The organism is Flavobacterium macacae (assembly GCF_003865365.1).
Taxonomy (GTDB): domain Bacteria; phylum Bacteroidota; class Bacteroidia; order Flavobacteriales; family Flavobacteriaceae; genus Flavobacterium; species Flavobacterium macacae.
The window spans coordinates 1-15033 of sequence record NZ_RQVR01000006.1 but is presented as its reverse complement, the minus strand read 5'-3'; the positions used below and the strand labels follow the sequence as shown (position 1 = coordinate 15033).

The 15033-nt window shown below is 35.2% G+C and carries 16 protein-coding genes; 8 read left to right on the top strand and 8 right to left on the bottom strand.

Annotated elements, in window-relative coordinates; genetic code table 11:
- Positions 1 to 13: 13 nt before the first annotated feature.
- The 3 genes from EG849_RS06500 (at position 14) to rny (ending at position 2403) form a co-directional block, all read left to right on the top strand.
- Positions 14 to 304: a hypothetical protein gene (locus tag EG849_RS06500; RefSeq protein WP_125012270.1), complete on the top strand. Its 291-nt coding sequence runs from the start codon at positions 14 to 16 to the stop codon at positions 302 to 304.
- Positions 305 to 309: 5 nt separating this feature from the next.
- Positions 310 to 603 carry a cell division protein ZapA gene (locus EG849_RS06495; protein ID WP_125012269.1) on the top strand — a complete coding sequence of 98 codons (294 nt, stop codon included), beginning with the start codon at positions 310 to 312 and terminating at the stop codon, positions 601 to 603.
- 213 nt (positions 604 to 816) lie between these two features.
- Entirely contained in the window at positions 817 to 2403 is a 1587-nt protein-coding gene (gene rny, locus EG849_RS06485) for a ribonuclease Y (RefSeq protein WP_125012268.1), read from the top strand.
- Between the two features lie 71 nt (positions 2404 to 2474).
- Here rny and EG849_RS06480 read toward each other — a convergent pair whose 3' ends face one another.
- The 3 genes from EG849_RS06480 to xerD all read right to left on the bottom strand — a co-directional run bounded on the left by EG849_RS06480 (position 2475) and on the right by xerD (position 5379).
- The gene (locus tag EG849_RS06480) at positions 2475 to 2873 is read right to left on the bottom strand and encodes a response regulator (protein WP_125012267.1); all 399 of its coding nucleotides are present in this window, start codon (positions 2871 to 2873) and stop codon (positions 2475 to 2477) included.
- Positions 2860 to 4383 carry a PAS domain-containing sensor histidine kinase gene (locus tag EG849_RS06475; protein WP_125012266.1) on the bottom strand — a complete coding sequence of 508 codons (1524 nt, stop codon included), beginning with the start codon at positions 4381 to 4383 and terminating at the stop codon, positions 2860 to 2862. The genes EG849_RS06480 and EG849_RS06475 overlap by 14 nt, the downstream gene beginning before the upstream one ends.
- A 96-nt stretch (positions 4384 to 4479) precedes the next feature.
- Complete coding sequence (xerD, locus tag EG849_RS06470; protein ID WP_125012265.1) at positions 4480 to 5379, bottom strand: site-specific tyrosine recombinase XerD; 900 nt, start codon at positions 5377 to 5379, stop codon at positions 4480 to 4482.
- A 77-nt stretch (positions 5380 to 5456) separates the two neighbouring features.
- Between xerD and EG849_RS06465 the strand changes: the two genes are divergently transcribed.
- Both EG849_RS06465 and EG849_RS06460 read left to right on the top strand, forming a co-directional pair.
- Entirely contained in the window at positions 5457 to 6083 is a 627-nt protein-coding gene (locus EG849_RS06465; protein ID WP_125012264.1) for a porin family protein, read from the top strand.
- 211 nt (positions 6084 to 6294) lie between these two features.
- Positions 6295 to 6924: a porin family protein gene (locus tag EG849_RS06460; protein WP_233581755.1), complete on the top strand. Its 630-nt coding sequence runs from the start codon at positions 6295 to 6297 to the stop codon at positions 6922 to 6924.
- A gap of 68 nt (positions 6925 to 6992) precedes the next feature.
- Here EG849_RS06460 and EG849_RS06455 read toward each other — a convergent pair whose 3' ends face one another.
- Complete coding sequence (locus EG849_RS06455) at positions 6993 to 7589, bottom strand: outer membrane beta-barrel protein (RefSeq protein WP_125012263.1); 597 nt, start codon at positions 7587 to 7589, stop codon at positions 6993 to 6995.
- A 272-nt stretch (positions 7590 to 7861) separates the two neighbouring features.
- Here EG849_RS06455 and EG849_RS06450 point away from each other — a divergent pair, with 272 nt between their 5' ends.
- The 3 genes from EG849_RS06450 (at position 7862) to EG849_RS06440 (ending at position 11510) form a co-directional block, all read left to right on the top strand.
- On the top strand, positions 7862 to 8434 hold the full coding sequence (locus EG849_RS06450) for a porin family protein (RefSeq protein ID WP_125012262.1): 573 nt from the start codon (positions 7862 to 7864) through the stop codon (positions 8432 to 8434).
- A gap of 112 nt (positions 8435 to 8546) precedes the next feature.
- Complete coding sequence (gene aroQ / locus EG849_RS06445; RefSeq protein ID WP_125012261.1) at positions 8547 to 8963, top strand: type II 3-dehydroquinate dehydratase; 417 nt, start codon at positions 8547 to 8549, stop codon at positions 8961 to 8963.
- A gap of 75 nt (positions 8964 to 9038) precedes the next feature.
- Positions 9039 to 11510 (top strand): DUF5686 and carboxypeptidase regulatory-like domain-containing protein, encoded by a 2472-nt coding sequence (locus tag EG849_RS06440; RefSeq protein WP_125012260.1) that lies wholly within the window; start codon positions 9039 to 9041, stop codon positions 11508 to 11510.
- 128 nt (positions 11511 to 11638) lie between these two features.
- On the opposite strand, the gene murA is transcribed toward EG849_RS06440, so the two are convergent.
- The 4 genes from murA to EG849_RS06420 all read right to left on the bottom strand — a co-directional run bounded on the left by murA (position 11639) and on the right by EG849_RS06420 (position 14961).
- A complete protein-coding gene (gene murA / locus EG849_RS06435) occupies positions 11639 to 12946 on the bottom strand; it encodes a UDP-N-acetylglucosamine 1-carboxyvinyltransferase (protein ID WP_125012259.1) in 1308 nt (435 codons plus the stop codon).
- Between the two features lie 74 nt (positions 12947 to 13020).
- The gene (locus tag EG849_RS06430; RefSeq protein WP_125012258.1) at positions 13021 to 13719 is read right to left on the bottom strand and encodes a DUF4290 domain-containing protein; all 699 of its coding nucleotides are present in this window, start codon (positions 13717 to 13719) and stop codon (positions 13021 to 13023) included.
- A gap of 14 nt (positions 13720 to 13733) precedes the next feature.
- Positions 13734 to 14018: a DUF493 family protein gene (locus EG849_RS06425; RefSeq protein WP_125012257.1), complete on the bottom strand. Its 285-nt coding sequence runs from the start codon at positions 14016 to 14018 to the stop codon at positions 13734 to 13736.
- Between the two features lie 358 nt (positions 14019 to 14376).
- Complete coding sequence (locus EG849_RS06420; RefSeq protein WP_262679569.1) at positions 14377 to 14961, bottom strand: IS3 family transposase; 585 nt, start codon at positions 14959 to 14961, stop codon at positions 14377 to 14379.
- Between the last annotated feature and the right edge of the window lie 72 nt (positions 14962 to 15033).

Genomic DNA, 15033 nt, shown 5'->3' with positions numbered 1-15033 from the left:
AATTTTGATTCAGATGAGTGAAATTGCGCAAATCATTGATACTCTTGAAAGCAAGCTCGAAAAATTATTAGCGAAGATTGATGGTTTAGAAAAAACCTCGAGAGCAATGCAACAAGAATTAAATCAAGCCGCAATGGTTATGCAAAAGCAGTCAACAGAAATGGAGGCGTTAAAAGCACAGCACGAATCGCTTAAAATCGCAAATTCATTATTGGGCAGTGAAGAAAATAAAAAAGATACAAAGCTTAAGATAAATTCATTAATCCGTGAGATTGATTACTGTATAGCACAGCTTTCAGATTAGCAACTATGGACGACAAGCTTAGAATTAAAATATCAATTGCAGACCGGGTGTATCCTTTGACAGTAGAAATGTCTCAGGAAGAAGGACTGCGAAGCGCTTCAAAAAAAATTGATATTATGATTAAACAGTTTGAAGAAAATTATGCGGTTCGCGACAAACAAGATGTTTTGGCCATGTGCGCTTTGCAATTTGCATCGCAATTGGAGCAAAAACAGATTGATTCTTCTGCAGACAATGTAGAAGCCAATGAAAGGTTGAAAAAGATTAATGACTTATTAGCAAGTTATCTTGACAAATAATAAAAAACGTTCTTAAACATAGACTAAAATACTGCCTACATTAGTTCATATTTGGTAAACTCAACACTAACAATTTAGAATGAGCAAATCATCGCTACTATAGCAAGCCTTTTAAGTAAGGAAGCTTGAACAGCGAGTTAGCTCAAAACTTGTCTTATCGAGTTTATACAATCTCCTAATGTAGGCTTTTTTTATACACAAACCTTAACAAACATGGACAGTACATTAATTATAATCATTTCAGGAATCGTAGGACTTGCGGGCGGTTTCATCATTGCAAAACTATTAGAAAAGAGCAACGTCTCTAATCTAATTAAAAATGCAAAAAAAGAAGCAACCTCGATCTTAAAAGATGCAAAAGCAGAAGCTGAAACGACAAAACAAACTAAAATACTTCAGGCAAAAGAGAAATTTATCGAATTGAAAGCAGAACACGAACAAGTGATTCTTTCAAGAGATAAAGCAATGATCGAAAAAGAAAAAAAGACAGCTGAAGCTGAAAAAAGAGCAAGAGACAAAGAATCTCAAGTGTCAAATGAACTGGCGAGAGCTAAAAAAACGACAGATGAATTTGAAACTAAAATCACGGACTACAATGCCCGAATTGAAATTTTAGATAAAAAACAGGCGGAAATTGACAGGCTTCACAAAAGCCAAGTAGAACAATTAGAAGTAATTTCTGGATTGTCTGCTGAAGAAGCAAAAGAACAATTGGTGGAAAGCCTTAAGGCAGAAGCCAAAAGCGGTGCCATGTCTTATATTCAAGATACGCTTGAAGAAGCAAAATTGACAGCACAGCAAGAAGCTAAAAAAATCATCATCAATACTATCCAAAGAGTTGGAACGGAAGAAGCTGTTGAAAACTGCGTGTCTGTCTTCAATATTGAATCTGACGATGTAAAAGGTAGAATCATTGGCCGTGAAGGTAGAAATATCCGCGCTTTAGAAGCAGCAACTGGTGTTGAAATCATTGTTGATGACACTCCAGAAGCAATTATTCTTTCTTGTTTTGACCCAGTTCGTAGAGAAATTGCTCGTTTGGCATTACACAAATTGGTTACTGACGGACGTATTCACCCAGCGAGAATTGAAGAAGTGGTTGCCAAGACAGCCAAACAAATTGACGATGAAATCATTGAAGTTGGAAAAAGAACTGTTATCGATTTAGGAATTCACGGCTTGCACCCAGAATTGATTAAAGTGGTAGGAAGAATGAAATACCGTTCATCTTATGGACAAAATTTATTGCAACACTCTCGTGAAGTTTCCAAGCTTTGCGGCATCATGGCTGCCGAACTTGGATTGAATGTAAAATTAGCGAAAAGAGCTGGTCTACTTCACGATATTGGTAAAGTGCCAGATACAGAAAGTGATTTGCCACACGCATTGTTAGGTATGCAATGGGCGGAGAAATATGGTGAAAAAGAAGAAGTTTGCAACGCCATTGGAGCGCACCACGACGAGATTGAAATGAAATCATTACTTTCTCCAATCGTTCAAGTTTGTGATGCCATTTCTGGCGCAAGACCGGGAGCTAGACGTCAAGTGTTGGATTCTTACATCCAAAGATTGAAAGACCTTGAAGATATTGCTTACGGATTCCAAGGTGTGAAAAGCGCTTATGCAATTCAAGCCGGAAGGGAACTTCGCGTAATCGTGGAAAGTGAAAAAGTTTCTGACGACAATGCTTCAAGCTTATCTTTTGATATTTCTCAAAAAATCCAGACTGAAATGACGTATCCTGGACAAGTAAAAATTACTGTAATTAGAGAAACCAGAGCGGTTAATATCGCCAAGTAATCTGATCAACTTCCATAAAAAAAGCTCCTCAATTCAATTTGATGAGCTTTTTTTATTTATGAATAATTTCTTTAATTCAAGAAAATACGACAAATATCTTCAAGACAAACTGGCTTTAAAAAATAATCTTTCACTTCATCCGGAAATTCTTTTGCGCGATCAAGATCAAATGGACTGTTCGAAGAGCTTACCATATAAATAACTGTTTCTTTATTCAATGTCCCTTTTATCTTTTTATATTCTTCTAAAAACTGCCATCCGTCCATGATTGGCATATTGATATCTAAAAGAATCAAATCAGGAAGACCGCTTTCATTATTTGAATTTTCTTTCAAATTTTTAATCGCATCTTCACCGTTTATAAAAAAACGAGAATTTACTTCGATGTTATTTTTCTTCAACAGATTCTTAAGTATGAAATGATAAATTTTATCATCATCAACTACATAAACATCATTAAACTTTTTCATTAAAATATATTTTAAATGCCGTACCTATTCCAACTTCACTTTCCACTTCAATTCTTCCGCCCATTGCCTCGACTTGATTTTTCGTTATAAAAAGACCAATTCCGCGGGCGTCAGGGTGGTGGTGAAATGTCTGATACATTCCGAAAATTGAATTTTTATTCTTTTTTAAATCGATTCCGATTCCATTATCGGAAATTGTGAGCATTTTTTTTCCTTCGTTTGAACTAAAAGAATATTTAATTTCCAATCTCCTCTTTGGATCTGAATATTTGATCGCATTTGTAGTCAGATTCAAAAGAATACTTTCCAAATACGCAGGATTGTAATCGATGAATACGTCCTTCGGTATTTCATTCAAAATTTTTACTCCATGATTATTAATTTTTTCACTGAGGACATTTAATGTTCTTTGGAAAAATTCATTTAAGTTCAAGTTTTCCCTGATAATTTTAATCTCTGTATGAATACTCACTAAATCATTGAGATGGTTTATGGTCTGCGTCAAATCATTTGAAATTGTTCTCAAATGCCCCAGTGCCTCATCTCTTTCAGACGTATCTTCAATGTCATCAACCAAATCTAACAACATGGACAAGTTACCTGCGTGTGAACGAAGATTGTGAGAAACGATATGCGCAAAATTTAATAAGCGACTGTTTTGCTCACCAACAATATCGAGGGTTTTTTGCAATTCATCTTCCTTTTCTTTTTGCGATCCAATATCAGTGTGCGTACCTATTAATTTGGTCGGGTTCCCATTTTCATCAGTCTCAATGACTTTTCCTCGATCCAAAATCCACTTATAATTTCCGGTCTTGCCCCGAATTCTATGCGAATTTTCATAAAAAGCAGTTTCCCCCTTTAAATGCAAATCAATATCTAAAAGATATTGCCCCAAATCATCAGGATGTACTTTTGAGATGCATTTTTCAAAAGAATCTATTGAATCCACAAAATCTAAATCCAATATCTTTAAAGATTGCGATGAATAAAAAACAGAATTATCTTTTAGATTCCATTCCCAAACACCGCCTAGCGAAGCTTCCAATGCAGATTCAAAACGTCTTTCAGATAGGACTAATTTTAATTCTTGTTCTTTATTGGCAGTTATGTCTGTAATTCTCCCATAAAAGACAACACTTCCGTCTTCCAGGGCTTCTGGTTTTGCAGAACCTTTTAACCAGCGGATACCCTTATGTGGCAGGTTTACCCTATATTCATGAGTCCATCGTTCTAGATTTTTTTTAGATTTTAAAACTGATTTCAAAAAACCAGGTACATCTACTTTTAAAATCCTATCCGTTATGACACGTTCTGCATTTTTTTCTAATTGATCTTGGCCAAACCCATATATCTCCATAGCCGAGTGACTTACGAAAGGCATCGTATAAGTGTTGTCATCCTCAATCTTAAATTGAAAAATTAAATCTGGAATTTCTTTCAGAAGTTTTTCATAAAATTGGGTCTGCGCTTCAGATTCACATGAATTTGAGCTGTTATCAAAAAGCATGAATAGTTATTTTTTGGTTTGGTACTGCAAAAATATAGAGGATATGTTACGTAGCAATGAACATATTCGCAAAAAAAACTTAAAATCGTTGAATGGTTACTTTCTTGGGTGAAATACGTTTAAAATTTGAGCCAGATGTCTTCTATCCAAGTGAACATAAATTTCTGTTGTGGTAATTGACTCGTGGCCTAACATCAATTGGATGGATCGAAGGTCAGCCCCGTTTTCTAAAAGGTGCGTAGCAAAAGAGTGCCTAAAAGTATGGGGACTTATTGTTTTCTTTAAATTCGTCTTCACAGCCAAGTCCTTAATTATGGTAAAAATCATCGCTCGAGTCAACTGCTTCCCTCTTCGATTTAAGAATAATGTATCTTCGTGGCCTTTTTGAATGTTCAAACAAGAACGACTTGTTGCTTTGTAAATCCCTATATATTTTTGCGTCAAATTCCCAATTGGAACAAATCGTTGCTTATCTCCTTTTCCGCTGACCTTAATAAAACCTTCCTCAAAAAACAAATCCGAAATTTTTAATGAAATTAATTCAGATACGCGAAGACCACAACCATAAAGCGTTTCCAGAATGGCACGATTTCTCTCGCCTTCATTTGAAGACAAATCAACAGCTTCAATCAAAATGTCAATTTCTTGAGTCGATAGCGTATCTGGAAGTTTTCGGCCTATTCTTGGAATTTCGATTAATTCCATAGGATTATCGGTTCGATACTCTTCAAAAATTAGGTATAAGAAGAAACTGCGCAGTCCCGAAATGATACGCGCTTGCGAACTAGGATTCACATATTTTGAAATTTCATAAATGAATTGCTGTACAATTTCTTCAGTAATATTTATTGGATTAAAAGAAAGATGATTCCTTTCTAAGAAATCTGTCAATTTTTCAATATCAAAAGTATAATTTTCAATAGTGTTTTTTGACAATCCTCTTTCAATCTTCATATAAGACTGGAAACTTTTTATGTAAGTGGTCCAATTTGACATCAATCAAAGTTATGTTAAAATTCAGGTAAGCTTTTTTAAATGAGGTAATTTAATATATCAAACAAAAATAACTAATTATGAAGTTTTTCAATGCAATATATCTCACAATTGCTCTTTCACACACAGCTTCTTATGGTCAAGATGAAAAAGTTTCTGATAGTTCCAAAGTAGTAATAACTAAATTGGGGATTGGCGTAAAAGCTGGTTTCAATTTTTCAACGGTTTCCCAAGGCGATTTAAAAAAAGCACCTGATGCAAGAACAAGCTTTTATGTGGGCGCTTCTTATGAATTTCCGATTATTGAGGATTTACTTTCCATCCAGCCCGAAATCATATATTCCCAGCAAGGTTTTGAAAAAAGAGAAATGATTTCTGAAGAAAGGTTTAAATCAATATATAAAGTCAACTATATAACAGTACCTGTTTTGGCGCGGTATTATATTGTTCGTGGTTTTAGCTTAGATGCGGGACCGCAATTCAGCCTTCGCGTACAAGATGATTTTAGGATAAGTGAGAACGATGCAGAATCTTCCCTTTTACAGCAAACAAATTGTTTTGATTTTGGATTATCTGGAGGCTTAAGTTTTCAATTTGAAAGCGGTATTTTCATAAATGGAAGGTACACTAGAGGTTTTAGAGAAATAATCGAAGGCTCTAATGCAAAAAATACGGTAATTCAGTTTGGGATAGGCTATAAATTTTAACTTTTTATTTATTCTGAACGCTACTTTCTTGAATATCGAATGTATGCATGCATATTAATTTACACTATTAATAAAAAAGTTTATACCATAACCATATTTTTTACATAATTACAAATCAAATAGTTAATACTTTGTGAATTAAGAAAATTTTAGAATTTCAAGGTCGGTTCTGATACTAATTTTGAAATACAAACCCTTAAAAATAACAATTATGAAACTATTAAAACAGATTACCGCAGGAACAATGATGTTAGTAGCAGTTACAGCAAACGCACAAGAAGCAGACAACACAAGATCAATGACACCTAGTTTTGGTGTAAAAGGTGGAGTTAACTTTGCAACCGTTAATGGCGACGGATTTGACAGCCCAGATTCTAGAACAAGTTTTCACGTAGGGGCATTGGCCGAATTTCCATTGGCAGAAATGTTCTCACTTCAAGTAGAGGCATTATATTCTGGTCAAGGTTTTGAAGTAACACAAAATATTCCGTTACTTGGAGAACGTAAGTATGAATATCAATTAGACTACATCAACGTGCCAGTTCTTGCAAAAGTGTATTTATTCAAAGGATTTAGTATTGAAGCAGGTCCGCAATTTGGTTTCTTAGTAAACGAAGAAATTGATTCAGATCCAACAGGTGACGGAGGAGATACTGTAACTGATGCTGCAAAAGATTTTGAATTTGGTTTTGCCGGTGGTGTAACGTTCCAAACTGAAATGGGATTGTTTGCATCCGCAAGGTATACACAAGGTGTAACTGAAATCTTAGAAGACAGGAATGATTCTGATAATAAAATCACCAACTCTGTTTTCCAAATTGGTATTGGATATAAATTCTAAGAAATAAAATTTCCAAAACAGAAAAGCCTCTCAATTCGAGAGGCTTTTTTATTATAAAATCTACAATATTAGAATTTGTAGATAAGACCTAAATTGATGTCTCTTAAATCAAGACCGAAGTTAAAGCTATTTACTGCTTCAGCATTGTCTTCATCTAATTTATCAGAGCTGTAACCCAAAATTCCCCATGTAGCTTCTAATGCAAAGTTTTTTGCAATAAAATAGCTTACACCTGGTGCAACTTGAACTCCAAATCCGTTGTATTTTACATCTTCAGCTCCTGGTAAATCAATTTCTGTTTTTCTTGTTCTGTAATCAACGCCAAGTTCTCCGAAAATTGAAAATTTAGATGCTGGAGTTACGTAATACCTTCCAAAAACACCTACAGAAAATTCATTTGATTTTTCTTCAATTGGCGATGTTTCGTCTTTAAGAGAAACATAACCTAATCTAGCGCCAAGTGCAATATTTGGTGTCACAAAAAACCCAATGCTCGGAGCTACTTCAAAAGCACTAATTTTAGCATCATCTTGCTTTTGAGATCCAAATCCAATCGCTCCGGTAATAAATACATCTCCGTTAGCAAAACCCTCTTCAGTTGTTTCTTGAGCATTTGCAAATCCGAATGCGAATAGTGCCGCTACACTTAAAATTACTTTTTTCATGTTTGTTTCGTTTTAAAGTTATTACGCAAAGTTATAAGAAACATTAAACACGTTTTTTCTTGCAAACTCGAGTTATCAACAAAGTTTTCAACAGGTTGTAAACAATTTACTGCTAAAATATAACACATAACCAAGTGATTGTTAAATAACTCGAAGTGCTGCGCTTACTGATTGACTGTCATTTTTAACTTTTTATTAATTTTAAATCAGATTAGTATTGCTAAATTTGAGAAACAATCAAAAATAATATACCACAATTTAAAATGTCAACTATGAAAAAATTAATCTTAGCCGTAGTATTTGTATTTGCAGCGGCAACAAGTTCAAATGCACAAGTGGTGCAATTTGGTGTAAAAGGAGGAGCTAACTTCTCAAGTTTTAATGGAGACACTGGAAACATTGATTATAAAAACAAAACAGGTTTCCACGTTGGGGCGATGGCAGAAATTAAAGTGCTACCAAATTTCTCTATACAGCCCGAAGCCTTATTTTCTTCACAAGGCGCGGCATCAGATGTTGATGGCGTTGATGATTTCAATCTTGATTACATTTCTGTTCCTGTTTTAGCTAAATTCTATTTGATTACAGACAGGCTGAGCATTGAAGCAGGACCGCAGTTTTCATTTCTTGTAAATGATTCTGCAGATGTATTGGATGAATTTGGAGAAATTACTGATGGATACAAGCCAAAATCGTTTGACTTTGGTCTTGCTGGAGGTTTAGGCCTTAAAATCGCAGGAGGTTTATCAGCCCACGCACGCTATACAATTGGTTTAACCGAAATTTCAAAAAATGCTGACGCTAAAAACGCGGTATTCCAAGTTGGTTTAGGGTATTTATTCTAAAAAAAAAGTAAAATAATAATCAAAAGCCGTTGTGTTAATTCACAGCGGCTTTTTTTATTGGCTTAACATTTTATAAAGAATTAAATTACATATTTTTACCAAAATATCAATTATGAAAGTCATCATCATTAACGGGCCTAACTTAAATCTTCTTGGCAAACGCGAACCTGAAATCTATGGAAGCCAAACTTTTGACGATTATTTTTCAATTTTAAAAAGCAAATTTCCAACGCTAGAATTGCATTATTTTCAAAGCAATATCGAAGGCGAAATCATCGGTAAAATTCAAGAAACCGGTTTTGATTTTGATGGAATCATTTTAAATGCGGGCGCTTACACCCACACTTCCATCGGAATTGGTGATGCTGTGAAAGCCGTTACAACTCCCGTTATTGAAGTCCATATTTCCAATACATTTTCAAGAGAATCGTTCCGCCACCAATCTTATATTTCGCCAAATGCAAAAGGGGTCATCATTGGTTTCGGATTGGAAAGCTATCATTTGGCAATTCAATCTTTTTCCAAATAAAAGGTTTGGTGATGCAACCTTGTTGTAAAAATTTTCGTCTATTAAAATAATACGCAATTAATTTAATTCCTCTATATGAAAAACCTTTACGCATTTTTATTCCTTTTAATTTCGTTTTCAAGTGTTGCACAAATCAGAGGAAAAGTCACTGATTCTTCTGGAAACCCGCTTCCTTCAGTGAATGTGTATCTCGAAAACACCTACACCGGAACCTCATCAAACGAATTGGGTTTTTATGATTTGAATGTAAAAACCACCGGAAAATACACGGTTGTTTTTCAATTCTTAGGTTTTAAGACGCAAAAATCAGAAATAAATGTTGACAAATTGCCTTTTAATTTAAATGCAACGCTTGTTGAAGAAAATATTTCTGTGGCAGAAGTGGTGATTTCTAATCAAGAAAATCCGGCAAATGCCATTATCAAAAGTGCGATTGCTTCTAAAAAAGAGAATTCAAAAATGACGGATAAATTTACAGCCGATTTTTATTCTCGAGGAATTTTTAGGGTAAAAGATGCCCCTGAGAAAATTTTTGGCCAAAAAGTAGACGAAGACGGCATTTTGGATTCCACGGGAACCGGAATTGTCTATCTGTCAGAAACCGTTTCAAAGATTACTTTTCAAAAACCGGACAAATTAAAAGAGCAAATCATTGCTTCAAAAATCAGCGGAAACGATAATGGCTTCAGCTACAACACGGCGATGAATACAAATTATGACTTTTATGAAAACTACATCGACTTCAATATTAATATGATTTCCCCGATTGCCGACAATGCTTTCAACTATTATAAATACAAAATGGAAGGAACATTTTTAGACGACAATAACAATACGATTAACAAAATCAAAGTCATTCCACGAAGAGATGCGGAACCTGTTTTTGAAGGTTACATTTATATAATTGAAGACACTTGGGCCATTTATGCGGTCGATTTAGACTTAAAAGGCTACAGGATACAAATCCCGATTTTAGAAACAATGAACTTGACGCAAAATTTCAGCTACAATTCAAATTCAAAAATTTGGTCAAAAAGCTTGCAGACTTTAGATTTTAACGCAGGCCTTTTCGGAATTGGTTTCACCGGAAAATTCACGCATGCCTTCAGCAATTATGAATTTAAGGAAGCCTTTGAGAAAAAAACGTTTACCCGTGAGGTCGTTGCAATTGACAAAGAAGCGAACAAAAAAGACGACAATTTTTGGAATTCATTTCGTCCTGTTCCGTTGACTGAAGAAGAATCAAAAGACTATATCAAAAAAGACAGCATACAAACAATCAGAAAATCCCAAACGTATTTGGATTCTGTGGACAAAAAAAAGAATAAATTCAAGATTTTTGACGTCATCAGCGGTTATTCCTACAGCAATTCTTTTGAAAATTGGTCCGCACGTTACGATGGAATCTTGAAATTTCCGGGGTACAATACCGTTCAAGGCTGGAATTTCAATACAGGTTTTTCTTATACTAAAAGAAATCCTGAGGAGCGAACGTACTCCTCTATTGGCATAAAATTAAATTACGGAATTGCCGAAGACCGATTGAGAGCTTCCGCTTATTATTCTACGCGGTTTAACAACCAGACCAATGCTTACTTTACGGCATCTGCCGGAAATGAAATCGTTCAGTTCAACCAAACGCCAGCAATTTCAGATATTGTAAATATGGTCAGCACTCTTTTCTTTAAGGACAATTATGCCAAATTATATGATAAAACCTTCGCCCGAATCGGCTATCAGCAAGAAGTTGTCAATGGCTTGACATTATTTGGAAACGCAGAATATTCCAGAAGAAAATCACTTTCAAACAACACCGACTATGTTTTAATCAAAAACGATAAAGAATTCACTTCGAACAATCCTCTGTTTCCTGCTTTAGACATTCCGATTTTTGATACGCATCGTTTGGCAAAAGGAACGATTACGGCACGTTTTAACTTCGCGCAAGAATACATCACGCGTCCTGACGGAAAGATGAATCTGGCTAATGAAAAATACCCAACGCTTTTTGCAAGCTATGAAAAAGCCTTTGCCGGAAGTGAGAAAAACTATGAATATGATGCGATTTATGCCCGATTGAATTACACTTTAAAACTTGGAAATAAAGGCGAATTGGCTACTAATTTTAAAGCCGGAAAATTCTTTGGAGCTGACGGAATTTCGTTTGCAGATTACAAACATTTTAACGGAAACCAAACCCACGTGGGAATGTCAGAAAGTTATTTGAACGTTTTCAACTTGCTTCCTTATTACAGCAGAAGTACAAATGATTCTTATTTAGAATTGCACGCAGAATACAACGACAAAGGATTTATTATGAATAAAATTCCGTTGTTGAATTTATTGAAAACCAATTTAATTTTAGGAGTGCACGCTATCGGAGTTCCTGATTTCAAGCCTTACAGCGAATATTCTGTAGGTTTGGACAATCTTGGTTTCGGAAAATTCAAAATGCTTCGTTTGGATTATGTTCGTTCGTATAACGGCAGTAGTTATCAAGGCGACGGCATAATCTTTGGATTGAAGTTCTTGAATGTTTTGAATTAATAAACTAACATGAATTGCACAAATTTTCACGAATAACATAAACCTAGAATTTGTGAAAATTCGTGCAATTTGTGTTTAAAAAAAAGGCGTTTCAATCGAAACGCCTTTTTTTTATATAAATTTAAAACTTATTCTGTTTCAATAACAGCTCCAAGTGCTTTTAGTCTTTCTTCGATATTTTCATAACCTCTATGGATTTGCTCGATATTTTGAATCTTGCTCACTCCTTTTGCAGAAAGTGCCGCAATCAACAATGAAATTCCTGCACGAATATCTGGTGAAGACATGGTAGTTGCTTTCAATTGCGATTTAAAATCGTGACCGATAACCACCGCTCTGTGCGGATCGCAAAGAATAATTTTTGCTCCCATATCAATCAATTTGTCGACGAAAAACAAACGGCTTTCAAACATTTTTTGGTGAATCAAAACGCTTCCTCTCGCCTGTGTTGCCACAACCAAAACGATGCTCAGTAAGTCAGGAGTGAATCCTGGCCAAGGCGCATCAGAAATGGTCAAGATCGAACCATCAATATAATTCTGGATTTCATAACCGTCAGTATGAGCCGGAATAAAAATATCGTCGCCTCTTTTTTCTAAGGTAATTCCCAATTTTCTGAACGTTCCCGGAATTACTCCAAGATTTTCCCAGCTTACATTTTTGATCGTAATTTCACTGCGGGTCATTGCTGCCAAACCTATCCAGGAACCGATTTCAATCATATCTGGAAGAATCGTGTGCGTGCAACCTCCAAGAGATGCCACGCCTTCAATTTCTAATAAATTTGAACCCACTCCGGTGATTTTCGCTCCCATAGAATTCAGCATTTTACAAAGCTGCTGCAAATAAGGTTCGCAAGCCGCATTATAAATTGATGTTTTTCCTTCGGCTAAAACGGCAGCCATCACGATATTTGCAGTTCCGGTTACAGAAGCTTCGTCAAGCAACATGGTTGTCCCTTGCAACTTCTCGGCTTCCACGCCATAAAAATAATCTTCTTTATTGTAACGAAAAGTAGCGCCAAGACTGATAAAACCTTCAAAATGCGTGTCTAATCTTCTTCTTCCGATTTTGTCCCCACCTGGTTTTGGAATATATCCTTTTCCGAAACGGGCCAAAAGCGGCCCAACGATCATAATGGAACCACGAAGGGAACTTCCTTCTTTCTTGAAAGCTTCTGATTCAAGGTAGGCCATATTTATTTCATCCGATTGAAAAGTAAAAGAACCTTTCCCGATTTTCTCGATTTTTACACCAAGATTTTTCAATAATGCAATCAGCTTGTTGACATCAATAATATCTGGAATGTTATTGATCGTTACTTTTTCTGGAGTCAACAAAACGGCACACAAAATCTGTAATGCTTCATTTTTCGCTCCCTGTGGCGTGATTTCTCCTTTTAACGGAACGCCACCTTCAATCTTGAAAGTTTCCATTTTAAATAATTATGAGTTATGAATTATGAATTATGAGTTCGTATCCAGATGCTGACAAAACTCTTAATTCACAATTATAGTGGTTTTCTGTTGTTGTTTTTGTTTTGATTATTTGGCTTTTTTGCCATAATCTTTGGCTTGATTGCCATTTGGCTTTTGTTGGAAAGCTTTTTGTTGGTGCGCATCAATTCTGTTGTATTCAACAATTCTTCTGACGACGCTTTCATATCGATTTTGCCGTTTGACAATTCAAACAAATGCTCAAAAATCACATCATCTTTGACGGTGTCTTTATTCCAACTCAAATACGACTTTTTCATATGGTTGGCAATCACGATGATCAACGCTGTTTTTAAATCTCCCTCTTCCCATTTGTTTGCCACGTCAATCATGTACTTGATATTATTGCCGTAAAAACGATATTTAGGGAAATTTTGCGGGTAATTCAAACGCTCTGGCTTTTGCTGCAGCATTTCACGCGAAGGCACCGGATAAGGGGAATCAACGTCTAATTTAAAATCAGACATAATGAAGAGCTGGTCCCAAAGCTTGTGCTGAAAATCGGGAACGTCGCGCAAATGCGGATTCAAGCTTCCCATCACTGCAATAATATATTTTGCCGCTTTGTTGCGTTCCACCCTGTCTTCAATTTCAGTAGCTTGTTCAATCAATTTCTGCAAATGGCGCCCATATTCTGGAATGATCAAATGCGGTCTTTCGGCATTGTACTCTAAGTGATGGACGATGTCGTGTGGGTTTTCTTTTATATACATAAAATTTGTGCTGCTTAAAGCGAGATAATTCCCGGTACTGTGGAAACTGCCAGATATTTATCGATAATGCTTTGTGAACTTTTCATTCTGACGTTTACAGAAATGCTCGTGAACTTTTCATTCTTTGATTTTGTAGTCTTAATCACAGCTCCCATATCGTTGAAAGCGTTTTCTACAGTAGCTACGTTTTCATTTTCTGTTGGGACAATAAATTTAAAAAGATATTCTGCTGGCCAAACATTTGCATTATCCAATTCTTCTTTTAGCCTTTCATAAAATTCTTGGGTCTTCTTATCCATCTTCAAAATTAAAATAGAAGCAAATATAGTGTATTGATTTTAGATTCTATAATTATGGAAATAATTTAATATACAAACCTATAAGGCGCACTTCTATTTTTTAATTATTTATAAAATGAATACCTGTGCAATTGGAATTATTCTAACCTGAAATCTATTAGCCGACTACAAAAAGGCTGCAGAAAAAAAAATCAAATTGCCCTAAAATATCCTGCTCCTTTTCCATACTTTATCCATACATTATCCATACATTATCTATGCTTTATCCATACACTATGACCCGTCCTAAAATAACTATACAGGTTATTAAATTAATCCTGCTTTAGCTATACAAATATAATTTTTAATCCTAAACTTGCTATACAATTGTTTTTTGGTCATAAAAAATTCTGTTATAGTTCTTCCATCGTTTGTTTAATTTTTCTGATTGTAAATGAGCTTGGTTAGGGGTTAAATAATCACAACTTGCATGAGGTCTTAATTCATTATAAGACTTGATACTTTTACTTACTTGATATCCTGTTTGGTCAAAACCTAAGGAACTGGAGTAAAGATTAAATTCTGTTTTAATAATGCCATTTACTCTTTCTGCTAATGCATTTTCATATGGATCTCCATTTTCGGTCATGCTAATACCGATGTTGTTTTTTAGCAATAAATCAACATAGTTGTGAGAACAATACTGTGATCCCCTATCAGAATGATGGATGATTGATTCATTGTACAATCTATTATTGAGAGCCATCTTTAAAGCATTAATACATCCTTCTGCTGCCAAGTCCTGACGAAAACTATATCCCATTATTTTCCTAGAATAAGCATCCGTAATTAAACTTAGGTAGCCCCATTGATTGGTTAATCGGATATAAGTTATATCACTTACCCAAACCTGTTCTGGTCTTGTTATTGCAAGTCCTTTTACCAAATTACTATACTTTCTCATCCAATGCCTAGATGGAAAAAACGGTCAAATTGACCACCCAATTCCAGTTCAAATTGACCACCTGTTTCGGTT

Coding starts and splice junctions, on each gene's coding strand:
- EG849_RS06495 (WP_125012269.1), top strand. CDS start 310: ATGGACGACAAGCTTAGAATTAAAATATCAATTGCAGACCGGGTGTAT.
- EG849_RS06465 (WP_125012264.1), top strand. CDS start 5,457: ATGAAGTTTTTCAATGCAATATATCTCACAATTGCTCTTTCACACACA.
- EG849_RS06450 (WP_125012262.1), top strand. CDS start 7,862: ATGAAAAAATTAATCTTAGCCGTAGTATTTGTATTTGCAGCGGCAACA.
- rny (WP_125012268.1), top strand. CDS start 817: ATGGACAGTACATTAATTATAATCATTTCAGGAATCGTAGGACTTGCG.
- EG849_RS06455 (WP_125012263.1), bottom strand. CDS start 7,589: ATGAAAAAAGTAATTTTAAGTGTAGCGGCACTATTCGCATTCGGATTT.
- EG849_RS06460 (WP_233581755.1), top strand. CDS start 6,295: ATGAAACTATTAAAACAGATTACCGCAGGAACAATGATGTTAGTAGCA.
- EG849_RS06440 (WP_125012260.1), top strand. CDS start 9,039: ATGAAAAACCTTTACGCATTTTTATTCCTTTTAATTTCGTTTTCAAGT.
- EG849_RS06475 (WP_125012266.1), bottom strand. CDS start 4,383: ATGCTTTTTGATAACAGCTCAAATTCATGTGAATCTGAAGCGCAGACC.
- EG849_RS06420 (WP_262679569.1), bottom strand. CDS start 14,961: ATGAGAAAGTATAGTAATTTGGTAAAAGGACTTGCAATAACAAGACCA.
- EG849_RS06430 (WP_125012258.1), bottom strand. CDS start 13,719: ATGTATATAAAAGAAAACCCACACGACATCGTCCATCACTTAGAGTAC.
- xerD (WP_125012265.1), bottom strand. CDS start 5,379: ATGTCAAATTGGACCACTTACATAAAAAGTTTCCAGTCTTATATGAAG.
- aroQ (WP_125012261.1), top strand. CDS start 8,547: ATGAAAGTCATCATCATTAACGGGCCTAACTTAAATCTTCTTGGCAAA.
- EG849_RS06480 (WP_125012267.1), bottom strand. CDS start 2,873: ATGAAAAAGTTTAATGATGTTTATGTAGTTGATGATGATAAAATTTAT.
- EG849_RS06500 (WP_125012270.1), top strand. CDS start 14: ATGAGTGAAATTGCGCAAATCATTGATACTCTTGAAAGCAAGCTCGAA.
- EG849_RS06425 (WP_125012257.1), bottom strand. CDS start 14,018: ATGGATAAGAAGACCCAAGAATTTTATGAAAGGCTAAAAGAAGAATTG.
- murA (WP_125012259.1), bottom strand. CDS start 12,946: ATGGAAACTTTCAAGATTGAAGGTGGCGTTCCGTTAAAAGGAGAAATC.